This window comes from Embleya sp. NPDC056575 (genome assembly GCF_042793325.1).
Taxonomy (GTDB): Bacteria; Actinomycetota; Actinomycetes; order Streptomycetales; family Streptomycetaceae; genus Embleya.
In genome coordinates, this window is the sequence record NZ_JBHTVA010000047.1 from 65,437 (window position 1) to 88,672 (window position 23,236).

At 72.5% G+C, this 23,236-nt stretch carries 14 protein-coding genes; 10 read left to right on the forward strand and 4 right to left on the reverse strand.

Annotation, left to right across the window (positions count from 1 at the left end):
- Positions 1-199: 199 nt before the first annotated feature.
- The 6 genes from ACFRCG_RS31775 to ACFRCG_RS31800 are packed head-to-tail and all read left to right on the forward strand — an operon-like array spanning position 200 to position 6,029.
- On the forward strand, positions 200-1,273 hold the full coding sequence (locus ACFRCG_RS31775) for an ABC transporter substrate-binding protein (protein WP_380037781.1): 1,074 nt from the start codon (positions 200-202) through the stop codon (positions 1,271-1,273).
- A complete protein-coding gene (locus ACFRCG_RS31780) occupies positions 1,266-2,309 on the forward strand; it encodes an ABC transporter substrate-binding protein (protein WP_380037783.1) in 1,044 nt (347 codons plus the stop codon). The genes ACFRCG_RS31775 and ACFRCG_RS31780 overlap by 8 nt, the downstream gene beginning before the upstream one ends.
- Positions 2,306-3,187 carry an ABC transporter permease gene (locus ACFRCG_RS31785; RefSeq protein WP_380037785.1) on the forward strand — a complete coding sequence of 294 codons (882 nt, stop codon included), beginning with the start codon at positions 2,306-2,308 and terminating at the stop codon, positions 3,185-3,187. The genes ACFRCG_RS31780 and ACFRCG_RS31785 overlap by 4 nt, the downstream gene beginning before the upstream one ends.
- On the forward strand, positions 3,184-4,038 hold the full coding sequence (locus ACFRCG_RS31790) for an ABC transporter ATP-binding protein (RefSeq protein WP_380037787.1): 855 nt from the start codon (positions 3,184-3,186) through the stop codon (positions 4,036-4,038). Before ACFRCG_RS31785 ends, ACFRCG_RS31790 begins: the two co-directional genes overlap by 4 nt.
- Positions 4,039-4,953 (forward strand): ABC transporter substrate-binding protein, encoded by a 915-nt coding sequence (locus ACFRCG_RS31795; protein WP_380037789.1) that lies wholly within the window; start codon positions 4,039-4,041, stop codon positions 4,951-4,953. It abuts the gene before it with no gap.
- Positions 4,950-6,029: an LLM class flavin-dependent oxidoreductase gene (locus tag ACFRCG_RS31800; protein ID WP_380037791.1), complete on the forward strand. Its 1,080-nt coding sequence runs from the start codon at positions 4,950-4,952 to the stop codon at positions 6,027-6,029. The genes ACFRCG_RS31795 and ACFRCG_RS31800 overlap by 4 nt, the downstream gene beginning before the upstream one ends.
- 65 nt (positions 6,030-6,094) lie before the next feature.
- On the opposite strand, the gene ACFRCG_RS31805 is transcribed toward ACFRCG_RS31800, so the two are convergent.
- Positions 6,095-6,886 (reverse strand): SDR family NAD(P)-dependent oxidoreductase, encoded by a 792-nt coding sequence (locus tag ACFRCG_RS31805; RefSeq protein WP_380037793.1) that lies wholly within the window; start codon positions 6,884-6,886, stop codon positions 6,095-6,097.
- Positions 6,887-7,024: 138 nt separating this feature from the next.
- On the opposite strand from ACFRCG_RS31805, the gene ACFRCG_RS31810 reads away from it, so the two are divergent.
- The 3 genes from ACFRCG_RS31810 to ACFRCG_RS31820 all read left to right on the forward strand — a co-directional run bounded on the left by ACFRCG_RS31810 (position 7,025) and on the right by ACFRCG_RS31820 (position 10,525).
- A complete protein-coding gene (locus tag ACFRCG_RS31810) occupies positions 7,025-7,630 on the forward strand; it encodes a TetR/AcrR family transcriptional regulator (RefSeq protein ID WP_380037795.1) in 606 nt (201 codons plus the stop codon).
- Positions 7,631-7,691: 61 nt separating this feature from the next.
- The gene (locus tag ACFRCG_RS31815) at positions 7,692-8,387 is read left to right on the forward strand and encodes a glycerophosphodiester phosphodiesterase (RefSeq protein WP_379998075.1); all 696 of its coding nucleotides are present in this window, start codon (positions 7,692-7,694) and stop codon (positions 8,385-8,387) included.
- Between the two features lie 218 nt (positions 8,388-8,605).
- Positions 8,606-10,525: a protein kinase gene (locus ACFRCG_RS31820; RefSeq protein WP_380037797.1), complete on the forward strand. Its 1,920-nt coding sequence runs from the start codon at positions 8,606-8,608 to the stop codon at positions 10,523-10,525.
- A 114-nt stretch (positions 10,526-10,639) separates the two neighbouring features.
- Here the strand turns inward: ACFRCG_RS31820 and ACFRCG_RS31825 are convergent, their stop codons facing one another.
- Positions 10,640-11,293, reverse strand: a complete 654-nt coding sequence (locus ACFRCG_RS31825) for a TetR/AcrR family transcriptional regulator (RefSeq protein ID WP_380037799.1) — start codon at positions 11,291-11,293, stop codon at positions 10,640-10,642.
- 118 nt (positions 11,294-11,411) lie between these two features.
- On the opposite strand from ACFRCG_RS31825, the gene ACFRCG_RS31830 reads away from it, so the two are divergent.
- Complete coding sequence (locus tag ACFRCG_RS31830; protein ID WP_380037801.1) at positions 11,412-12,632, forward strand: FAD-dependent oxidoreductase; 1,221 nt, start codon at positions 11,412-11,414, stop codon at positions 12,630-12,632.
- 86 nt (positions 12,633-12,718) lie between these two features.
- Here the strand turns inward: ACFRCG_RS31830 and ACFRCG_RS31835 are convergent, their stop codons facing one another.
- Positions 12,719-15,316 (reverse strand): right-handed parallel beta-helix repeat-containing protein, encoded by a 2,598-nt coding sequence (locus ACFRCG_RS31835; RefSeq protein WP_380037803.1) that lies wholly within the window; start codon positions 15,314-15,316, stop codon positions 12,719-12,721.
- 5 nt (positions 15,317-15,321) lie between these two features.
- Positions 15,322-23,127 (reverse strand): hypothetical protein, encoded by a 7,806-nt coding sequence (locus tag ACFRCG_RS31840; protein ID WP_380037806.1) that lies wholly within the window; start codon positions 23,125-23,127, stop codon positions 15,322-15,324.
- Between the last annotated feature and the right edge of the window lie 109 nt (positions 23,128-23,236).

Sequence of the window (23,236 nt, forward strand, 5' to 3'; positions counted from 1 at the left end):
ACCGGCTGATGCATTCGGTCCGCCCCGGTTTCGACCCGCGCGCCGGGTAGGTCTCGCGACCCCCTTTGGTCCACCCCCTTTGTTCCACCCCTTTCCTGCCTCTTCCTTGCCCGGACCGGTTCGGTCCCGGGTCGATCCGCGCCGTGTGCAACCGGTCGCGGGTCCCGTCGACGCCTCGAACGCGAACGGAAGTATTCCCATGACCGCCCTGACCGGCGCACGCCCCGACGAGCTGTGGTTCACCCGTTGTCCCGTCCCCACCGCCACCGGCATCGCGGCCGATCTGGGCCTGCTCGACGCCGAGTTCGCGGCCGAGGGGATCACCGTGCGGTCGCTTCAGGACGTCCCGGCCGATGTCGCCGCCGACCACCACTACACGCACGCGCTGCCCGGACTCTTCCGCGAGGGCGGCAACGTACCCGCGCTGTGGGCACGTTCGCGTGGTGAGGAGACCCGGCTGGTCGGGCTCACCTGGATCGAGGAGCGCCAGGCGATCCTGGTCCGGGCGGAGAGCGGGATCGCCTCGCCCGAACAGCTGCGCGGACTGCGGCTGGCCGTACCCCGGCACGACATCGCGATCGACTTCTGGCGGGCGATGGCCCTGCACGGCTTCGCCGGCGCGTTGTCCCTGGCCGGCGCCACCCTGGCCGACGCCCGCCCGGTCGAGGTGCCGGCGGCGCGTGGGGGCGGGCAGTGGGAGGCCGAGTTGGCCGCGCTGAGTCGGGGCGTGGTGGACGCCGTATACGTCAAGGGCGCGTTGGCCGTGGAGGCGGCCGTCCGCTACGGCGCGGTGGTCGCGGTGGACCTGGACGCGGTGCCGGACCGGGCGGTGCGGATCAACAACGGAACGCCGCGCCCGATCACCGTGCACCGCGAACTGCTGGACCGTCACCCGGAGTTGGTCACCCGGTTCCTGACGGTCCTGGTCGAGGCGGCCGACTGGGCGCCGGAGCATCCCGCCGAGGTGGCCCGGATCCTGGGCGCCGAGACCGGCGCGGGCGCGTTCGGGGTGGCCGGCGCGTACCGCGAACTCGGCCCGGACACGCTCCGGATCGACCTGTCCGCCGAACGCCTGGACCTGCTCGCCCGGCAGGAGCGGTTCCTGTTCGAACAGGGCTTCCTGGCCGGGCCGGTGGACGTACCGGCCTGGGCGGATCCCGAACCACTGCGGCTGGCCCGCGAACTCGCCGATGCCCGCGCTCGTGCCCGCGCCACGCACCCCAACGACCCCGCACCGTCTCGCATATCACCGCTGGAGGTTCCCCATGAGTAGCCGGCCCCCTCGCCGCACCCGACTGTTGTCCGCCGTCGCGCTCGCGACCGCGACGCTGATCGCGCTGACCGGCTGCGGCTCCTCCTCCAAGGACACCAAGGCGTCGGCGGCGAGCGGCGGCGGCAAGGGCGACATCACGCTGCGGATTCCCGACCCGGGCAACAACGGGGTACTGGCCCGGGGCAAGAAGGACGGCTCGCTGGACGCGGCCCTGGCCAAGGTCGGCGCCAAGGTCTCCTGGACCGGCAGCGCGGGCCCGTTCGCGCCGGCCGCGCAGGCGATCAACGCGGGGCAACTCGACGTGGCGCTCGGCTCGATCACCTCCGCCGTGGCCGCACTCGGGCAGAAGCCGAGCTTCAAGCTGTTCGGCGCCACCGCCCCCGACCTGGCCGGCGAGGGCATCCTGGTGAAGAGCGACTCGAAGATCCACTCGATCCAGGACCTGGTCGGCAGGAAGGTGGCCTGCTCGCAGGGTGGCACCAGCGAATACCTGCTGCTCGCCGCGCTCGAACAGGCGAAGATCCCGGCCGACAAGGTCGAGCGGGTCTATCTGCGGGCCGACCAGACCGCGCCGGTGTTCGCGGCCGGCCAGGTGGACGCCTGGGCGACCTGGGCCACCTACTCGGTACCGGCGCTGGCCTCGGGCAATGCCCGCTTCCTGGCCGACGGGCGCGCGCTCGGCTCGGACAACTACTCGGTCTGGGCGGTGCGCAACGCGTTCGCGGACAAGCACCCCGACGTGGTCAAGGCGTTCTACACCTACCTGCACGACGCCGGCACCAGGGAGATCGCCGACCCCGCCGCGTACATCAACGTCTTCACCGACTCCGGGCCGACCGCCTACGGCGCCGAACCCAAGCGCATCCAGACCGACTTCACCCGGCAGGGGGCGACGGTGGAGCCGATCCGGCCCGCCGACGTGGAACGCTTCGGCAAGGTGGCCCGGTTCTTCCAGGACCAGAAGGTCACCCAGACCCTCGTCGACGTCAAGCCCCACCTGCTCGACGTCGAGACCCTGGCGGGGGCGGCCGGATGAGCGCGCCCACGGTGGTCGAGGCGCGACCCCGGGTGATCGAGGCCGAGTCCCCGGAGCGCGAGTACCCCGGCCTGGTCGCCCCGCGGCCGCGCGTTCCGCGACCGCGGCCGCGCTTTCTCAGCCCCGCTCTGCGCGCGATCGGACCGCTCGCGCTGATCGGCGGCTGGGCCTGGGCCTCGCACAGCGGGGCGCTCAGCCCCGATCTGCTCGGCTCGCCCGCCGACGTCGTGCGCGCCGCGCGCGAGATGTGGGACAACGGGCAACTCCCGGACGCGCTGAGGGTGTCGCTGGGCCGCGCCGGTCTGGGCCTGGTGTTCGGGCTGACCATCGGCCTGGCCCTGGGCGTGCTCACCGGCTTCTCCCGGCTCGGTGAGGAACTGCTGGACTCCTCGGTGCAGTTGCTTCGCACCGTGCCGTTCCTGGCGCTGGTCCCGTTGTTCATGGTCTGGTTCGGGATCGGCGAGTCGGCCCGGGTGATCCTGATCGCGGTGGCCACGGCGTTTCCGATGTACGTCTCCGCGTCCGGCGGGGTGCGCAACGTGGACCGCAAGCTGGTCGAGGCGATGCGCAGCTTCGGCGTCGGTCGGCTCGCGCTGGTCCGCGAGGTGGTCCTGCCGGGCGCGTTGCCCGCGCTGCTCTCGGGGCTGCGCCTGTCCATGACGCTGAGCGTGATCGCGCTGATCGCGGCCGAGGAGATCAACTCCACGGCGGGGATCGGATATCTGATGAGCCAGGCGCAGAGCTTCTCCCGCACCGACATCCTCACCGTCTGCATCCTCGTCTACGCGATTCTGGGCCTGCTCGCCGACGTGATCGTGCGGATCCTGGAACGGGTGCTGATGCCGTGGCGCGGCCAGGGGCAGGGGGCCGGCCGATGAGCGCGGAGACCGCCGTGCACCTTGCGGGCCTGCGCCGGGTGTTCGGTACCCGGGCCGTGCTCGACGGCGTCGATCTGGACATCGCGCGGGGCGAGTTCGTCGCCCTGCTCGGCGCCAGCGGCACCGGCAAGACCACGCTGTTGCGCATCCTGGGCGCACTCGATCGGCACGACGGCGGCACGGTGCTGGTCCCCGAGGCTCGCACGATCGTCTTCCAGGAGCCGCGCCTGGTGCCCTCCAAGCGGGTGTTGGCCAATGTGGTGGTCGGGCTGCCGAGGGGGCGGGCCACCCGGGAGATCGGCCTGCGCGCGCTGACCGAGGTGGGCCTGGAAGGGCACGCCGCGGCCTGGCCGGCGACGTTGTCCGGCGGCGAGGCACAACGTGTGGCGCTGGCCCGGGCGTTGGTACGCGAGCCGGAACTGCTGCTGCTCGACGAGCCGTTCGCGGCGCTGGACGCGCTGACCCGGATGCGCATGCAGGACCTGGTGGGCGAGCTGTGCCGGGTGCACCGGCCCGCCGTGCTGCTGGTCACGCACGACGTCGAGGAGGCGATCCGGCTGGCCGACCGGGTCGCGGTGCTGCGCGACGGCAATCTGGTCACCGACGAGATCGTCGCCGTGGACCGACCGCGCGACCCGACGGATCCGGCCTTCGCCGCGCTGCGGCGGCGGCTCCTGGCGGACCTGGGGGTCCGGGTCGCGGACGGGCCGGCCAAGGTTTCCGCCGCCCCGCCGGCCCCCACGGCGTCTCCCACGGCCCCCTCGGCTTCCGTCACGGCCGCCCCCACCGCTTCCGCCACCGCTTCCGCCACGACTTCCGCCACCGTCCCGTCCACGTCCGGAGTGATCTGAATGACCGTCACCATCGGTGTCCACGGCAGCAATCCGTCGCTGTACCTGCTCGCCCGTCTGGGCATCCTCGAACGTGCCCTCGAACCGCTCGGCGAGACGGTGACCTGGTTGCCCGTGGAGGGCACCCGGGTGGGCGAACTGCTCGGCGCCGGCACGATCGACTTCGGCGGCACGGGGTCGACGCCGCCGATCGTCGGCCAGGCGCAGGGCCACGACCTCGTCTATGTCGCGGTGTCCGCGCCGCGGCCCGGCCACGGCGCGCTGTTGGTCGCGGACGAGGGTCCGGTGCGCACCACCGTGGATCTCAAGGGCGGCACGGTCGTGCTGAGCATCGGCTCGTGGCAGACCCACTTCGTGGCCAAGGCGTTGAACGATGTCGGCCTGTCCTACCGTGACGACATCACGCCGGTGCGGCCGTCGGCGGGCCAGGACCAGGCGGCGCGGCTGCGCGCCGGCGAGATCGCCGGGTGGGTCGCGCAGGGCCCCGAACTGGCGGCCGCGCGCCGCGAGTCGGGCCTTCGGGTGCTGCACCGGGTCGGCGACGTGATCACCGACCGCTCGGTGTTCTTCGCCCGCCGCGCGTTCGCCGAGGAGCGCTCGGAGGTGGTCGCGACGGTGGTGGCCGCGCTGCGCGAGGCCGACGCCTGGGCTGCGGCACATCCGGAGGAGGCGGCCGAACTGCACGCGGCCGAACTGCCGGGCACCCGGGCCGATTGGGCCGAGGCGCTGGCGGCGCTGCCGTGGCGGCTGGAGCCGATCCCGGCCTCGTTCATCGCCGAACAGCAGGAGGCCGCCGACATCTTCGCGGCGAACGGGTTCATCGACCGCCCGATCACGGTGGCCGACGCCCAGGCGGCGGCGTTGTCCGCGCCGGTGGCCCGGGTGCTCGCGCCTGCGGACGGTGTGGGCCGATGAGTCCCGAGGTGTTGTGGTACGTGATCCCGCGCGAGGGGCCGTATCCGTGGGAGCCCGCCGGGCGGCGGCCGGTGGACCTGGCCTACCTCCAGCAACTGGGCGGCGCGGTCGATCGGTTGGGCTTCAGCGGGGCGCTGCTCGCGACGGATCTGTACGACGTGTGGTCGCTGGGCAGTGTGCTGGCCGCGGCGGCGCCGACGTTTCGGCCGCTGCTCGCGGTGCATCCCGGATTGATCGCGCCGACGTTGCTGGCGAAGATGGCGCTGAGCTTCGAGGCGCTGTTCGGCCCCGGGCGGTTGCGGTTCAACGTGGTCAACGGTTCGACCGAGGCACTGCGCGAGTACGGGCTGCATCTCGAACACGACGAGCGGTACGAACTCAGCGCCGAATACTGGGACATCGTCAAGCGGCTCACCGCGGGCGAGGTCTTCGACCACAAGGGCACGTTCTACGACCTCAAGCAGGCCGGCGCCGGGCTGCGCGAGCTGCGTCGGGACGGCGGGCACGTACCGCTGTGGTTCGGTGGCTCGTCCCCAGCCGGGATCGAGATGGCCGCCGAGCATGTCGACGTGTATCTGACCTGGGGCGAACCGCCGCACCAGCTCGCGGAGAAGCTGGCGAAGGTGCGCGAGCGGGCGGCGGCACACGGGCGTTCGTTGCGGATCGGGCTGCGACTGCACCTGATCGTCCGAGAGCGCGAGGACGAGGCCTGGGCGGCGGCGGACCGGCTCCTCGAGGTGACCAGTCACGCGACGTACGCCCGGCAGCTGGGTCAGGCGGCCGATGCCGACGGGGTGGGCTGGGAAAGGCAGTTCCGCCAGCACGGGGGCCGGGTGCCGGCGCGCGCCCGGGAGTTGGAGGTGTCGCCGAACCTGTGGCCCGGGATGGGCCTGTTCCGGCCGGGGCCCGGCACGGCCGTGGTCGGCAGTACCGCCCAGGTGATCGAGCGGTTGCGGGAGTTCGAGGCGCTGGGCGTGGATACGTTCATCCTCTCCGGCAATCCGCTCCTGGAGGAGGCGTATCGCATCGGCGAGACGGTGTTGCCCGCGCTCGGGGTGCGGCCCCGGGTGGGGTGAGCGGCGGCGTCGATCGTGCGGGCCGGTGCGGCCGATCGCACCGGCCCGGCCACGGCCGCGGGGGTTCAGGCCGCCTTGAGCGCGCCCCCGTCGACGAGATGGTCCGTGCCGGTGACGCTGCCGGCGAGCGGGGACGCCAGGTAGGCGACCGCGGTGGCCACCTCTGCCGGGTCGACGAAGCGGCCGGTGACCATGCCCGACGCGCCGGGCAGGGCGTCGAGCAACTGCTCGTGGGACAGGCCCATGGACGCGGCCAGTTGGGCGCCGTAGCCGTCCGGCGCCTCCCACATCGCGGTGCGCACCGGGCCGGGGGAGACCGTGTTGACCCGGACGCCGCGTGGGCCGAACTCCTCCGCCACGGCCTTGCCGAACGCGGTGAGCGCGGCCTTGGCGGTCGTATACGGCACCGGCCCGCTGTGCGGCACCCGGCCGCCGAGCGAGGAGATGTTCACGATCGTGCCGCGCGTGTCGACCAACGCGGGCAGCGCGGCCCGGGTGGTGCGTACGCCGGCCAGGAAGTTCAGCTCGAACGAGGCCAGCCACTGCTCGTCGGTGAAGCTCAGGAAGCCGCCGGTCTGCGACTCGCCGCCGGCGTCGCCCCCGCCGACGTTGTTGACCAGGACGTCGAGCCGGCCGAACTCGGCGAGGGCCCGATCGACCAGGCGGCTCGGGCCGTCGGGTAGGGCCAGGTCGACCGCCATGGTCGTGGCGCCGGTGGCGGTCAGCTCCGGGGTGATCGTGCGGGACGCGGCCAGGACCCGGGCCCCTTCGGCGACGAGCGTGGACACGATGGCGAGCCCGATGCCGCGACTCGCGCCGGTCACGAGGGCGGTCTTGTCGGTGAGGCGCAGGTCCATGAGAACTCCTTGGTGGGCAGTCGGCGTCGATGGTTTTCGACGACCGACCTGCTGCTTCGGTGATGCACTGAACCTAGAACATGCGTCATTGATGTTGCAAGTATGAATCGACTGGCGTCGTTGCCGTACAGTTCGAAGGTGACTTTCCCACCAGACGGAACCGGTGGCCGGGCGCGACCGCTGCGCGCGGACGCGGAGCGGACCGTGCGCGCGATCCTGGAGGCCGCCGAGCGCGTCCTGAGCGCCAACCCCTCGGCCACGATGGAGCAGATCGCCGAGGCCGCCGGCGTGGCGCGAACCACCGTGCACCGGCGCTTCGCCACCCGCGACGCGCTGATCGTGGCGATGACCCGGTGGGCCACACGGCAGTTCCACGACGCGGTGACGGCGGCGCGGCCGGACGCCACACCGCCGGCGGTGGCGCTGTACCAGGTGACCGCGAACGTGTTGCGGGTCAAGATCGCGTGGGGCTTCGCGATGAACGCGCCGCGCACCGACGACCCCGAGGTCGCGCACCTGCACACCGACGTGCTCGATCGGTGCGATCGGCTCTTTCGTCGGGCACGCGAGAGCGGGCTGCTGCGTCCGGAGGTGGACCTCGACTGGACCCGGCGCGTCTACTACGCGCTGATCCACGAGTCGGCGCAGGACGACCGGGGCGAGGACGCGGACGTGCTCGCGACCCGGATCGTGGACACCCTGCTGCGCGGATTCGGCGCCTCCGGCGGGCCCTCGACGCGATGAACCCGGGGCGGGCGCGGCGCGTGTACGGTGTGCCCGCCGGTCCCCGATCGAGAGGTTTGTCGTGACCCTGGCCGTGGCCCACCGAGGCGATCCCCGGCGCTACCGGGAGAACACCCTGCCGTCGTTGTCGAGCGCGCTGGAGCGCGGGGCCGACCTGGTCGAGATCGACCTGGAGGTGACCCGGGACGGACACCTCGTACTGCTGCACGACGCGACGCTGCGCCGGTTGTGGTGGCGCAACGCGCGGGTGCGCGAGTTGACCCTGGCCGAGGTCCGGGAGATCGGCCGGCGCGGGAAGTATCGGGTGCCGAGCTTCGACGAGGCGTTGGACCTGATCAAGGGCGGCCCCGGCGGGCTGATGGTCGACTTCGGCGAGATCGAACTGGCCGGCCCCGCGACCGAGGCGGTCGCCCGGCACGGGCTGAACGAGCAGATCCTCTACGTCGGTGGGCCGGTCGCGATGGGTATGGTCCGCGAGCATGCGCCCGAGGCCCACATCGGGCTCAGCGGCGACTCGTTCGCGCGGGTGCCGGGCGAGGACGTGCTGCGGACGCTCCGGCCGGAGTACATCAACCTGCGCTGGCGGGCGTACGACGCGGAGTCGGTGGCGCGCTGCCACGCGGACGGATACGGCGTGAGTGCCTGGACGGTGGACTCGCCCCGGGTGATGCGCAGGCTGTTGGACATGGGCGTGGACATGATCATCAGCAACCGGATCGGCCGCTTGCTCGACGTGGTGGCGGCACGGCGCGGCTGAGCGGTCACCGAAGCGCGCGCCCCGTCTCCGCCGCGGGCCGGACGGGGGTTCGGGCGTGCGGGCCGCAGCCGCGGTCGGTCCCGTTCCGCGGCGGCGTAGCCACCGACACCACGTCGGCTACGCCCCGTGGGCGTTCGTCGGTCGCCTCGGCGAGGGATCTGCCCACGATGCGGCCGGCGGTGGCTGTGGTGGGAGTCCTGATTTGTAGGGTGTGCCGCATGACCCCGGGTATACCTGGCAGACGCGTGATCGACGGCCGCTTCGAGTTGCTGGAGCGGCTCGGTGGTGGCGGCATGGGCTTGGTCTGGCGGGCGCGCGACCTGGCCCTCGAGCGCGAGGTCGCGCTCAAGGAGGTCCGGCCGCCCGACCCGGCACTGCTGGAAAACGACCCGACCGCCGCCCGGATGTTGCGCGAGCGGGTGTTGCGCGAGGCCAGGTCGCTGGCCAGGCTGAACCACCCGCACGTGGTGACGATCCATCACATCGTGGACGCCGCCGAGGTTCCGCACCCGTGGCTGGTGATGGAACTGGTCCCCGGCGGATCCCTGCACGACCGGTTGGCCAACGGGCCGATCGCCCCCGCCGAGGCCGCAGTGATCGGTCGTGGCGTACTGTCCGCGCTGAGCGCCGCGCACGCGGCCGGGATCCACCACCGCGACGTGAAGCCGGGCAACGTACTGCTGCGCGCCGACGGCAGCCCGGTCCTGACCGACTTCGGCATCGCCGCGCTGCGCGAGTCGACCAGCCTGACCGCGACCGGGGACCTGATCGGCTCGCCCGAATACATCGCCCCGGAGCGCATTCGCGGCGAGGAGGACAACGCCGCGTCGGACCTGTGGTCGCTCGGGATGATGTTGTACGTGGCGGTGGAGGGGGAGCACCCGCTGCGCCGGGCGACCAGCCTGGCCACGCTCGCCGCGGTGCTCACCGAGACGGTGCCGGCGCCGGTCCGCGCGGGGGCGTTGCGGCCGGTGTTGGAAGCGCTGCTGGTGCGGGATCCGGCGGCTCGGCCGGACGCCGCGCAACTGGACGCGCTGCTCGCGGCGGCCGCGGGCGAGCCGGGCGCGCGGCCCTCGTCGCAGCACACGACCTCGGCGTTGCCGGTGGCGGACGCCCTGGCCTGGCAGCCGGGCGACCTCGGCGGTGGTCGGGCGGTCGACTCGGGGTCGGACTCCGGGTCCCGTTCCGGCTTCGATGCCGCGTTCGGGGCCGATACGGGTTCGCGCTCCGGGTCCGGGCCCGCGTGGGCGGGGGCGGATCGGGTCGGGCCCGGATGGGCGGGGGCGGATCGGGTCGGCGGAGGACCGAACTCCGGTTCGTTTCAGGGGGCTTCGGCGCACCCTTCGGGCGAGGTGCCGGTCGGCTCGGCGGCGCCGGCCGGGTCGTCCGGAGCGGGCTCGCCGTACGGTTCGGCGTTCACCCCGGCGACGCCCGAGTCGGCCGCCCGGCAGCGGGCACGGCGCAACCGGATCGTCGGCGGATCGGTGGTCGCCACGGCCCTGGTCGGCACGCTGGTCGCGGTGCTCCTGGTGTCCCAGCTCCGCGACCCGGGGTCGGACACGGCCGGGCACGGGGCCGAGCCGGCCGCGACGGGAAAGAACATGCCGCCGCAGGCGTCCGGGAGTTCGTCGGACGAGCGGACCGAGCCGGACGAACGCTCGTCGCCGAGCGCGTCCGCCACCAAGCCCGCCGCGGACACGGTGAACCTGATGACGCCGGCCGGCGTGCGCCGCGTCATCGACTCGATGAAGCCGGTCATCGGCGGGACCCGGGTCAAGTCCATCAACCTCTACGACGACTACGCGTCGATCGAGGCGCCGGTGCCCGGTAACGCCCGCCTCCAGGACCGCTATTCCTACCGCAAGGGGGAGACCACGAAGGACACCGGTTCGGGTCGCACCGATCGTGACGACAAGACCATCGATCTCACGAAGGTCAACTGGGACGCGTTGCCGGCGCTGATGGCCAAGGCGGAGAAGGAACTCGGCGTCACCACGCCGAAGAACCGCCACGTCAACGTGGACCTCGGGCTGATCGACCGGGTGGCGACGCTGAAGGTGTACGTCTCCGACGACTACGGTTCCGGCTATCTGCGGGCCGATCTGGACGGCAAGGTGCTCAAGATGTACCCGCGCTGAACCCCGCGCTGGTAGCACCGCAACGGTCATTCCGTGGCTGCCGGTTGTGTCGGTCGTCGATGTGGCCGGTCTTCGCTGAGACCGCTCGTCTTCGGTCCGGTGGGATCGGGCCGTTCACGAGGGGCCCGGCTCCCCGACAACTCCCCGGACCGATGCTTCGACCAGATCACGGACGGCGGCTTCCTCGATCTCCGCGAGGGGCGTCGTGACAAGCGTGAACAAGGTGCCGCTGTACAAGGTGATCAGGGTTCGGATCGCCGACGCCGGCAGTCGTGTCCCCAGATCGGCATGCAGGCTTTCGGTCTGTGCCTGCGTCAGCTCCGTGAGACCGGCCAGCGCCGATGCCAGCGCCGGCCACCGGGCCGCCTCGAGTCGGAGTTCGCAGATCGCGCGATACCGGTCGCGCTGCCGCGTCGCGGCATTGAGGAGCGACGCGGTCAGCAGGTCGACCAGACGCGCGGCTGTCGCGGTGTCCCGCCGACCTTCCCGAGCCGATGAAGGCATGGATCCCGGCTCGTCGACGGCCTGGGGCATCGCCTCGCCTCGCGAAGCGGACTCCATGTCCGCCAGGTGCAGCTCGACGACCCGCTCCGCCGCACCGACGAGAAGCGCTTCCCTGGTCGGAAAGTAGTTCGATGCGGTTCCGCTGGGCACTTTCGCGGTCTTCTCGACGCTGCGATGCGTCAGCCCGTGCACTCCGCCCGACGCGAGCAGGGCAATGGCGGCGTCCGCAAGGCCCCGGCGACGGGCTTCGTTGATCGGTGGCACCTTCCGAGTCTATCGCTACATTCGTTCCAGTACGCTCGTGCTGGTACGATCGTACTGGAACGATCGCTGTAGTAGGCACGCCCCCGGCGGCGGACACGGGAAAAGAGGAGCCGACCCCATGGTGAATATGACGGCGACGGTCGTAGGCGGAGGGATCGCCGGGCTTGCCGCGGCAGTCTCCCTGGCCCATGCCGGCTGGACGACGACAGTGTTGGAACGGTCCGCCGCGTTCGACGAACTCGGCGCCGGTGTCGCCCTTCCACGCAACGGGATCACCGCACTGCGCGCCCTCGGGTTCGACGACGAGAAGATCGCGGCGATAGCGCACGAGACAACGGCGACGGGCTTTCGGGATTTCCGCGGACGCCGGATCCTCCGGATTCCCGACGAGCGGCCGGACGTGCGCCGAGTGGCCACCGTCTGGGGCGTCCACCGCGCGCGCCTCCACGCCGCTCTGCGTGCCGCGGCGGACGCCGCCGGGGTGCGGCTGATCGCCGGGGCGCGGGTCGCGGAGGTACGGCCGGGATCCGTCGGCGGCGAGCCCGCGACAGTGTCCTGGCGGTCCGACGACGACGAGCAGGTCATCGAGTCCGACATCGTCGTGGGTGCGGACGGCATGTGGAGCACGGTCCGCGACCAGGTCTTCCCGGGCACACGCCCTCGGTACAGCGGCAGCACCAGCTGGCGGGCGGTCGTCCCCGACACTTCGAGCGACGGACGGCTCATGGAATTCTGGGGGCCGGGCACGGAGTTCGGCGCGATGAGGGTCAGTGACTCCGAGTTGTACTGGTACGGCTACTTCCGCTGCCCCGAGCACACCACCTTCGAGGACGAACTCGCGGCGGCACGCGACCACTTCGCGGGTTGGGATCCCCGTGCCGTCGAGCTCGTCGCGGCAACCTCCGCGTCACGGCTCATGCGGCACGACGTCCACCACCTGCCCGGCGGGCTTCCGACCTATACGCGAGGCCGGGTCGTCATGATCGGGGACGCGGCCCACGCCGCATTGCCCTCCAACGGCCAAGGGGCCGCGACCGCCCTCGAAGACGGCGTGTGCCTGGGGCGCATCGTAGGTGGCCCCGTCGCCGGTTCCGCGGAACTCGCCTCGGGCCTGGTGGCGTTCGATGCCGCCCGCCGGCCCCGGTGTCACTCGATCGCCCGCCAGGCAACACTCATGGCCCGCTACGGCGCCGACCTCGGTGGCGGGTGGCGCCAAGTGGTGCGCAACTCCCTGCTCCGGCTCGTCCCCGCCGCCGCGCTCACCCGGTCCTGGGCCCCGTCCACCGAATGGCAGCCCCCCGCACCCGCCGCGGCGCGGGAGACGAAACCCGCCCGCTGATCGCGCCCGCGCAAGCGGCCCACCACACTCCCGACCGCGCGGAAGGCATGGCCCGACCCGACGGACAAACACCGTTGCAGTGCCGGCTAGGAGGCCAACGACGTCGGCAGATCCGCGACCTCCAGCGCGATCAGCTGGGCCGCGTCCGGGTGTTCGAGTTCGGCGACCCGGCCGGCCTGGCGCTCCGTCATCTCCTGGAACGCCTGGCGGGCCGAACGCCCGTTGCCGAAGCCGCCGCCCCGGGACATGCCGGCGAACAGCGCGAGCAGTTCGGTGCGTGCGGCGGGGGTGAGTTCGTAGCGGTGCCGTTCGGCCTGGTGCTCGACGATGGCCACCAACTGCTCGGCGTCGTAGTCCTCGAAGAGCAGCGTGCGGGTGAACCGCGACGCCAGGCCCGGGTTGGAGGACACGAAGCGGTCCATGTCGTCGGGATAGCCCGCCGCGATCACCACCACGTCGTCGCGGTGATCCTCCATCAGCTTCACCAGTGTGGCGATCGCCTCGGAGCCGAAGTCGTTGCCGCCCGCGAGCGGGGAGAGCGAGTACGCCTCGTCGATGAACAACACGCCGCCGATCGCCCGGTTGAACGCGGCGGCGGTCTTGGGCCCGGTGTGACCCACGTATTCGCCGACCAGCGCGCTGCGGTCGACCTCGACCAGGTGCCCGTGGCCGAGCAGCCCGAGCGCCTTGAGCAGACGGCCGTACAGCCGGGCCACCGTGGTCTTGCCGGTGCCCGGGTTGCCCGCGAAGACCAGGTGCCGGCTCAGTGGCGGCGCGGGCAGCCCGGCCTCGACCCGCAACCGGACCGTCTGCATCAGCTTGGCCATCGACGCGACGTCGCGCTTGACCCCGTCCAGGCCGACCAGTTCGCCGAGTTCGGCCAGCAGGTCGGTCAGATTCTCCTCGACCACCTCGGGCCGATCCGGCACCGGCGGTGCGGCGGCCGGGCCCGGCCCCACGCCCGCGATCGCCGCGGGGGCCGGTTGCGCGCCGGACACCACGCCGCCGAGCGCCGGATCGCAGTCGTCGAACACCGGCGCGGCCTCCGGGTCGGTGCTCAGGTCGTCCGTACAGTCGCGCAGCCGACAACGCCGGAACAGCGGATCCGCGCCGCCGCCCACGTGCAGCGCGGCATAGCCCGCGCCGATCACATCGCAGCCGGTGTAGGTGCCGCCGGCCTGCTCGGCCACGAACAGCCCGTTCTTGCCGGGGCGTTCGATCCGCACCCCGTGCACGGTCGGCCGGGCGCCGGTCCACACCACCAGCCCCGACCCGGTGCAGTCCTCGATCGAGCCGCCCGCCAACTCGGCCCGCGAACCCGCGTCGAACACGATGCCCGCCGCACCGGCGCCGGTGACCCGGTTGCCGGTCAACTCGGCGACACCCTCGCCGGTCACCTCGATCCCGGTGCGCCCGGCCGCGCGCACCGTACATCCCGACACCCGCGACCCGGTGGGCGACGCGATGCCGATCCCGGTCGTGGTGTCCGCGACCAGGCAGCCGGACAGCGCCGCCGAGGAGCGGCCGGTGATCGCGATCCCGCTCATCGCGGCGGCGGAGACCGTGCAGTCGGTCAGCTCCACCCGGGCGCTGTCCGCGGTGTGCACGCCGTGTTCGGGAGTGCCCGCCACCCGGCAGTCGGCCAGTTTGAGAACGGTTGTCCCGGCCGCGTGGATCGAGCCGAAACCCGAGTCGAGGATGCGGCAGTCGCTCAACTCGGCCGCCGCGTCCTCGGTGAGCAGCACCCCGTTGGTCGCCGAGCGGCGCACCGCGCAGCCCTGCGCGAGCACCCGCGCACTGCCGTCGAGCACGATGCCGGCCGCGGCGGCGTCCAGGATCCGACAGTCGGTCAGTTCGGCCCGCGCGGTGCCGCCGAGCCGGATCCCGGCCGCGCCCGGCGCGCTGACCCGGCTCTCGCTCGCGGCGGCCGAGGAGGCGTCCTCGAGCAGCAGGCCCACCCGCCCGCAGCCGTGCAACACCGAGTCGACCAGGCGCAATACGGCCCGGCCGCGCAGCCGGATCCCGGAGCCGGAGGTGGCGTCCAGGCGCAGCCGGGCGATGCCGACCCGGGCGCTGCCGGAGACCACGATCCCGGTGCCCTCGATCGTGCCCACCTCGACGTCCTCCACGCGCGCCCGCGCGTCGCCGGACACGTGCAGTCCCGCGAGCCGCGCGCCGGTCACGCGCGTGCCGGTGAGCAGCAGCGCCGAGGTGGTGCCGCCGGCGGTCGGCGGCGCGTCCAGGTCCGGGTCGGCGCCGTCGGGTTCGTTTCGGTCGGGGCCGCCGCGCACCTCGATCCGGCCGCCCCGGACCGCGCAGTCGGCCACGATCAGGCCCGCGCCCGGACCCACGCCGACCGCCGGCGTGTCGCCGCCCGCGCCCCGCACGGTCAGCCCGCGCACCGCGCAGTCCGCCGCGTCGACCGTGATCGCCGGCCCCTCGGCGCTCGCGGTCAGCACCACCTCGCCCCCGCCCGGTTCCGGACACAGCGTCACCGACCGGTCCAGCACCAGGGACTCGGTGTAGTGGCCGGCCTCGATCAGGACGGTCGCCCCCGGCGCGGCGGCCCGTACCGCGTCCGCGATCCGACGGTGGGCGCCCCGGCCCTTGGCGGCCACCCGCACGGGCGCCGGGGCGGCGCCGCCGGTGTGCCGCTCGACGCTCGACATCTGTGCGCTACGCACCTTCGCTACGCATCCTTCTGCTGGTACCAGGCCGGGTCGATCCCCGCGCGCACCTTGGGCAGCAACCACCCGTTGAACATCTTCTCGCCGATCTTGAATCCGATGTTGAGCAGGAACTCGGCCACGCCCTGGCGGTGGAAGAACCGACCGCCGGCGGCGTTGAGGAAGCCGATCCGGGCGAGCGAGGCACTGCCGGTGCTGACCACGCCGGACAACGAGGCGATCCCGCCGTCGCCCAGCGCCTCCCAGCCGAAGAGCTTGTGGGTGAGGCCGTCGGCGCCCTTGACGCCGAACACGCTCGCGTTGATGCTGCCGTTGATCAACCCGGCCAGCATGCCGACGCCGGCGCTGTAGCCGAAGTCGTAGGTGCCGCTTCGCCAGCGCACCGCGGTCTCGTTGCCCGCCCACTCGTTGGCCCACGTCTTGTCGTGGTTGCCCGGCCGGCGGTTCCAGTGCTTGCCGCCGTCGATGTTGCCGTAGCCGCTCTTGAGGTCGCCGAGCTTGCGGAAGCCGTCCCACTTGTTCTCGTGCACGAAGGCGCCCACACCGCCCTTGACCACGCCGCCGACCGCCGCGTTCAGCGCCGCCTTCTGCCAGTCGGTCTCGGTCAGGCTCTTGCCCTGCGCCCTGGCGTTGATGTCGGCGACGATGATGTTCGCGGCGAACTCGATGGCGAACTCCTGGGCGAATTCCAGCGCGAGCTTCTTGCCCAGGACCGACCCCCCACTCTGGTAGGCGGCTTCGGCCAAGTGGATCGGGCCGGTCGTCGGGATGTCCGGGATGCCGGCGAGCGCGGTGCGGAATCGCGTCGCGTCGATGTGGCCCATGTCGCCCTTCCACGGCATGCGTTGGCCCTCGCGGACGCGCCGCACCCAGCCGCGCACCTCGGTCACCTGGCCGCGGAAGTCGTACTCGCTGCCGACCACGCGCCACCGGCCCAGCGAGTCGGTGGTGATCACCGCGCCGCCGTCGGTGCGCCGGGCCAGCAGGTTGCCGTCCCCGTCGTAGCGCCGCCACTGGCCGCGCCACGCGTCCCGCTCCAGGAACTGCCCGTCGGGCAGGGCCGATCGGGTACGCACCGCGGTGCCGTGGTCGAACTCCTTCCAGGTGGCGGTGTTCGGCGACGTGGCGCCGCCCGGCCCGTACTCGCGCACCCGCGCCGGCGCGTCGGTGATGTGCGGCGGGGTCTCGCGGATCACCAGCGTCTCGCCCGTGGTGGGTACGAACCGGTCGCGGAAGAGCAGGTTTTTGCCGTCGAGCGGGGTCGCCTGCCAGCCGCCGGCGCCGTCGGCCGCCTTCGGGTTCCACCACACCCGCTCGTGGGTGCCCGTGCCCGGCTGGGGCATGATCGCGCCCGCCCGGTCGAACTTCTGCCAGGTCCAGGTCTCGGTGCCCGGTGCCCGCCACGCGTCGACGTAGCGGCCGTCGTCGAGCATGCGTCGTTCGCGGACCAGGTTGTTGTGCGCGTCGAAGTCCCGGAACGAGTCGTCGAACGGCAGTTTGGGGTCGTCCGAGCTGCGGAACAACACCCGCTTGCCGGACTCGTGCACCTGGCCGGCGGCGTCGAGCCGTTCCCATCGCCAGGTCTTCGCGGTCGACGAGCCGTGCGCGACGATCGTGATCTCGTTGCCGGCGGCGAGTGTCCAGGTGTCCCGCCGACCGGCCACGTAGCCGTGGGCGTCGTACTCGACCCAGTTGCCGCGCGGGTTGGGGGCGACCGGGGCCTCGGGGGCCGGCGCCGCCGAGCCGGCGTTTCCGTGCACGGGCGATTCCGGCGTGGTGTAGTGCCGGATGTTGCCGTTCTCGAAGCCCTCGCGAACCATTTCCCAATGGGTGACGACACCGTCCGCGTTCGTCACCGGCCGGAAGTCCTGCCAACCGCGCCCACCGGGCCCGGGGGCGTCCAGGCGGTAGCCGATGGCATCACCCTTGCTCCACGGGACCGTTCCGGCCGGGGCGTTCGCGTGCGGCCGTACCGTGTCCCCGGCCTTGAGGGTCGAACCGTCGGCCATCTTGATCTGCGAGCGGGCGAAGGTGCCGTCGGCGAGGAGGTCGAAGGAACTGCCGTCGTCGCCGACGAAGCGGGTGCCGTTGCTGTGGACCACGGTGCCGTCCGCGCCGGCGACCGACTTCTCCCAGGTGAACACCTGGTAGCGGGTGTCGGAGGCGAGGAAGGCGTGGTTGCCGGCCGGTTGCGTCCAGTTGTCGGTCAGCCACTTGCGGGCCCAGCTCGGCGGGCGCTGCTCGGAGACCCGGGTCGTGGTGAACGTCGAACCGTTCGTCTCCACCACGTGCTTCCCGGTCTCCTTGCCCTGCGGCGACACCTCGTCCCAGGACGCCTTGCGGAAACCGTCGGCGCCCAGCGGGTGTTCGCGGTAGTGCCGGGCGTGATCGGTCCGGTGCAGTTCTCCCCACTGCTTCTGGACCAGTTCGCCCGCGTGGGTGCCGGCCCCGGGCCCGTGCCGGTCGCTCCAGCCGCCGTCCCAGTGCGTGGTACGCGGACCGCTCGCCAACTCGTTGCCGGTGCCGTCGAAGCGGTGCCAGGTCCAGCCGTCGGTGCCCTTGACGCCGAGGGTGTGTCCGGCCCGGCCGTCGAACTTCTGGATGGTGTCCCGGAATTCGCGCACCGTGACGAAGTGCCCGTCGACGTCGGTGTAGCCGAAACCGGACGTGTCGAACTTGCGCGAACCCTGGCCGAGGGGCGTGCCGTCGGCGCCCCACTCGATCCACTTGGTGCGGTGGCTGAAGGTGCCGAAGCCGCTGAGGTCGGTACGCCGGAACGCGTCGAGGGTGGTCCCGCCCGGCAACATCCGACGCTCGAAGATCACCACCCGGTCGGGCGAACTCGACTTCAGCCGCAGCCCGCCGTTGGCCGCGCCGCTCGTGTCCACCGTGCCGTGCCGGAACTCGTTGCGGGTGAACGGGTCGCCGGGGGAGTCGGGGCGGAACTCCTGGCGCCAGGTCGGCGTCGGGGTGCTGTGGTCGACGACGTACTGGTGGTTGGTCAAGCGGCCGTCGTCCAGCACGTTGAAGCCCTCGCGGGTGACCGTGCCGTTCGTGCCGAACTCGTGGAACTCGCCGTGGCGCGGGCTGTTCGGGTGCACGACGTCGACCCGGTAGCCGGTGTGCGTGCCGTCGGCGGCGGTGAGGCGGGTGAGCCGCTGCTCCGCCGGGAGCGGGTTGCCGTGCAGGTCGGTCAGGGTGTCGCCGACCGCGAACGGGCCCTGGCCGGCGCGACCCAGCTTGGTGCCGTGCTCGAACGTGCCGTTGACGGTGTCGTGGCGGAACGAGTGGCCGGTGGCCGGGTCGGTGACGCGGTAGCCGTTGTCGACGACGGTGACGGCGCGGTCGGTGACGCGCACGCCGTTCGCGTCGGTGAGGACCCGGCCGGCGCCCTCGCCGACCACGAAGCGGGCCTCGCCGGGCCCGCCGACGGCGATGCCGCGCTCGATGAACGCGCCGTCGGCACCGTGCAGGGTGGACACGTTCGTGCGGGCGTCGACGATGCGGAAGCCCTGGTCGGCTGTGAGCGTGGCGGTGTGGTGCGGCACCGGGGTGCCGAGCGTGTCGGTGAGGTGGCGGTTCGGACCCTCGCCGACCACGAAGCGGGGTTCGACGCCGCCGCCGAGGGCGATGCCGTGTTCGGCGGCCCAGCCGTTGGTGGTGTAGCGGGTGCTGTGGCCGCCGGCCGTCTCGGTGATCCGGTAGCCGCCGCCGCTGAGCGGGGTGGCGTCGACGCCGGCGACGGGGGTGCCGCGTACGTCGGTGAGCACGGGGCCGGCGCCGCGGTCGACGATGAAGTGCGGCTCGCCGAGTTCGGTCAGGCCGAGTTCCCGCTCGATCGCGGTGCCGGTGCCGTCGTAGCGCACGGAGCGGCCGGTGGCCGGGTCGGTGATGTGGTAGCCGCTGTCGAACTCGGTCAGCCTGCGGTCGGTGATCGGCTTGCCGTGTACGTCGGTGAGGACCGAGGGTCGGCCTTCGCGGAACAGTACGAAGTGCGGGTCGCCGGAGAATCCGGTGAGTACGAGGCCGCTTTCGGCGATGGTGCCGTCGCCTCGGTAGCGGGTGGTTTGTCCGCTGGTGGGTTCGGTGACGCGGTAGCCGCCGTTGGTGGTCGGGGTGACGTGTACGCCGTCGATCGTGTTGCCGTGGAGGTCGGTGAGTGTGGGGCCGTGTTCGCCGGGGACGACGATGTGTGTGTCGCCGGCGCCGTGGAGTAGGAGGCCGCTTTCGGCGATGGTGCCGTCGCCTCGGTAGCGGGTGGTTTGTCCGCTGGTGGGTTCGGTGACGCGGTAGCCGCCGTTGGTGGTCGGGGTGACGTGTACGCCGTCGATCGTGTTGCCGTGGAGGTCGGTGAGTGTGGGGCCGTGTTCGCCGGGGACGACGAAGTGCGCGTCGCGGGCGCCCTGGAGCGCGATGCCCTCGTCGGCCGCGGTGCCGTCGCCTCGGTAGCGGGTGGTTTGTCCACTGGTGGGTTCGGTGACGCGGTAGCCGCCGCCGTCGGTCGCGGTGACGTGCACGTCGTCGATGCGGGTGCCGTGCAGGTCGGTCAACACCGGGCCCCGCTCGCCGCGGACGACGAAGTGCGGCTCGTCCAGGCCGCGGAGCGCGAGGCCGTGTTCGACGACACGGCCGTCCACGCCGTATCGGACCGAGCCGCCGGTGGCCGGATCGCTCACCCGGTAGCCGTTCTCGAGCGGGGTGAGGACGCGGTCGGTGATCGGCTTGCCGTGCGCGTTGGTCAGGATCGACGGCCGGGCGTCGTTGCCGTGCACCACGAAGCGTGGTGCGCCGGCCCCGCCGAGGGCGATGCCCTGCTCGGCGACGGCGCCGTTGGTGCGGTAGCGGACGGTCTGCCCGCCGGTGGTGTCGGTGACGCGGTAGCCGCCGCGCACCACGGTGACGTCGAAGCCGAGGACCGGATCCCCGTTCGCGTTGGTGAGGAACGGCCGGCCGCCGCCGTCGTCCACGATGAACCGGGGCTCACCCGGCGAGTGCAGCGCCAGACCCTCGTCGAGGAGGCGACCGTCGTTGCCGTACCGGACGGAGTGGCCGGTCGCGGGGTCGGTGACGCGGTAGCCGTCGCGCACCGGTGTGCGTACGGTCGTGCCGTCGAGGTGGGTCGAACCGGCACCGACGTGCGAGGTGAGGTTCGGGGGTGGGACGGTCCCGGCGGCAGACGTCGTCGGCAGCGTGTTGCCGCCGCCGAGGTCGTGGTGGGTGCCGCCGACCAGCCGCGGACGCTCCAGCAGGCTCTGCGCCTGGATCTGGGCCATGCCCTTGTCGATCCGGGCCGGGTCCACGCCCAGTGCGTCCAGCCGGGTGGTCGCGGTCTCCACCTTCGCCGAGGCGGTCCGCACCGCGATCCCGGCGTCGCGTTCGTACACGGACGGCTTCGAGGAGCCGCCGGGGCGGACCTCCAGGTCGTGCAACACCTGCTGGGCCCGGCCCAGTTCGTTGCGCGCCGAGGTCAGGTCGCGCCAGGCCTCGATCCGCTCGGCCCGCAGCGGGTTGTCGGCTTTGCCGAACAGCGCGCCGATCCGGTCCGCGTCGCGCTGCCACAGCTGTTCCAACTGCGCGCCGGTGAGCCGGTTGGGCGGGCCGGCCAGGTGGCCCCCGGGCGGCGGGGTCGGCGCGACGGCGACCTGGTTCGCGGTCGGCGTGCCGGGCCGCAACTCGCCGCCGCCCGGGCCGTGCGGTGGCGGGGTGGTCGGCAGCGCGCCGGCATGGGCGGGCCCGTCCGGGCGCGGCATCGACCTCGGGCCGTGGTCGAGCAGGTCGAGCGCGTTCCCGGCGTGGTCCGGGACCAGGGCCGTCGGCGGCGGGCCGCCCGCGAGCGCCGACGGACTCGGCGCGGACAGGTTCGCCGTCGAGCCGAACCCGGTCGACTGGAGCTCCACGTGCGGGGCGGGAGCGCCGTGGCCGGGCAGACCCGGGCCGGACAGGCCGTGGCCGGCCACGTTCGGCGCGGGCAGGCTCGGCGCCGGCAGGCCGTGGTTCAGGCCGGCCGCGGGCAGGCTCGGCGCGGTCACATGGCCGGTCGGGGCGGGCAGGTGAGCGATACCGGCACCGGCGCTCGGGGTGTTGCCGGTGACCAGTGACGGCACGCTGGGCCGGTGCCCGGCCCCGGTCTGGACCAGGTCGAGCGCGGTCAGCGTGGACAGGGACGGGGTGTGCGTGACCCCCGGCAGCGTGGACGGGGTGGGCAGCGCGTGTACCGCGCCGGCCGCGCCGGTGGTCGGGGAGAGCTGCCCGATCGAGTGGAGCGCGTTCAGCTCCATCCGACCGCTGTTCGCCGGCGTCGGCAGTTTGGCCCAGTCGCCGATCTGCACCATCTTCATGTCGCGCGCGCCGATGTCCAGGAGCGCGTCCATGCGGCGCACCGCGTCCGGCGCGAACTGCATCACCTCGCCGAGGGTGGTGGGGATGTGCAGGCCGGCGGGGGAGGTGACGGTCAGGTTCGTCGTCGGCAGGTCCAGTGCCTTCATCCGCAGCTCGTTCGCGCCGAACCCGGACCAGTCGCCGGCCCGGATCCGGGCCAGGTCGTTCACCGGCATCTCGGGCAGCGCGCCCAGGTGCGGCGTGGTCGGAAGCTGGCTCAGGCCGCGCCCGCCCGCGCCCAGCAGCGGCGAGGCGTAGCGGAACTTGCCGAGCACACCACGCTCGTAGAAGCCGATCTGCAACGCGCGCTTGAGCCCGAACCGGCTGATCTCGGCCGCGTCCACCGGCAGGATCAGCCGCAGCCACTTGGTGCCGCCGAGTTCGGACTTGAGGAACTTCCAGGTGCTGCCCGCGGCGCCCTTGATCGCCCCGGGAACGGCGCGGAACAGCGCCGGTATCGCCTTGAGGCCCGTGACCACCGCCAAGCCGCCCTTGACGACCATGCCGCCGACCCAGGACGGCATCTTCAGCGCCGCCGCGCCCACCCACAACGCGCCCGTCTTGATCCAACCACCCGCGAGCCGGGCGAAGTCCTTCAGACCGGGGATGAACGCGAACGAGCGGAACGCGCCCGCGTTGAAGGCGCCCTTGAGCGCGCCCCACGCGCCCTGCGCGAAGGGCTTGATGCCCTTGGTCCACAGGAACTTCGCGCCGTCCTTGAACAGCTTGAACAGATTCAGGCCCTTGGTGGTCGGCGCGATCATGCCCAGACCCGCCAGGAAGAGGTCGAGCAACCCGGCCTTGCCGTTGGCGACGTCCACCGCGGTCTTGACGAACAGGACCAGGTTGATCCCGATCGCGAGCAGCGCGAGCGGGCCGCCGAGGAGCAGCGCGGGCAGGATCAGGATGATCGCCAGCCAGTTGAACGCCTCCCAGAACAGGTCGCAGTTCGACACCGGCTGCTTGATCCCGGTCGCCGCGGTGTTGAGCACCTTCGCGGCGGTCTCGGCCTGGGTGCGCTGGGCGGTGCCCGCGTTGCGCGCGGTCGTGCCGTACGTGGCGCGCTGGGGATCCTCCGGGGGCAGGTCCCGCCCGTTCGCCAACGCGGTGTCGGCGACCCGCTGTTGGGCCTCCATCACGTCGACGTATGTGTGCAGTGCCTTGGCCGAGTGCTCGAACGCGTCCGCGATGCTGGTCACGAACTCGCGGAGCGGGCCGCTGATCTTCTCCCGCAGCGCGTCGGCGGTCTGCCCGACGAACGCGCCGTTGCCCGTCTTGTCCAGGACCGAGTTCAACGCGTCGTCGATCTCGCGGGCGACCTTGCCCAGGCTCTCCATCGAGGTGATCAGCGTGCGCAGCCGAACGGGGTCGCCCGGGGTGGGATCGGTGCTCAGGCCGATCGCGTTCCAGTCGGTGGGGCGATTGCCCATGACCCGTCTTCTCCTCGCCGTGCTTGCCGGACCTCGCCGTGACCACGCCCGGGCCCACCGGACGGTTCATCGCATGAGCGTCGGGCCGCGATGAACCGGATGGTGGGCC

Coding starts and splice junctions, on each gene's coding strand:
- ACFRCG_RS31820 (WP_380037797.1), top strand. CDS start 8,606: ATGACCCCGGGTATACCTGGCAGACGCGTGATCGACGGCCGCTTCGAG.
- ACFRCG_RS31805 (WP_380037793.1), bottom strand. CDS start 6,886: ATGGACCTGCGCCTCACCGACAAGACCGCCCTCGTGACCGGCGCGAGT.
- ACFRCG_RS31790 (WP_380037787.1), top strand. CDS start 3,184: ATGAGCGCGGAGACCGCCGTGCACCTTGCGGGCCTGCGCCGGGTGTTC.
- ACFRCG_RS31830 (WP_380037801.1), top strand. CDS start 11,412: ATGGTGAATATGACGGCGACGGTCGTAGGCGGAGGGATCGCCGGGCTT.
- ACFRCG_RS31800 (WP_380037791.1), top strand. CDS start 4,950: ATGAGTCCCGAGGTGTTGTGGTACGTGATCCCGCGCGAGGGGCCGTAT.
- ACFRCG_RS31775 (WP_380037781.1), top strand. CDS start 200: ATGACCGCCCTGACCGGCGCACGCCCCGACGAGCTGTGGTTCACCCGT.
- ACFRCG_RS31795 (WP_380037789.1), top strand. CDS start 4,039: ATGACCGTCACCATCGGTGTCCACGGCAGCAATCCGTCGCTGTACCTG.
- ACFRCG_RS31780 (WP_380037783.1), top strand. CDS start 1,266: ATGAGTAGCCGGCCCCCTCGCCGCACCCGACTGTTGTCCGCCGTCGCG.
- ACFRCG_RS31840 (WP_380037806.1), bottom strand. CDS start 23,127: ATGGGCAATCGCCCCACCGACTGGAACGCGATCGGCCTGAGCACCGAT.
- ACFRCG_RS31785 (WP_380037785.1), top strand. CDS start 2,306: ATGAGCGCGCCCACGGTGGTCGAGGCGCGACCCCGGGTGATCGAGGCC.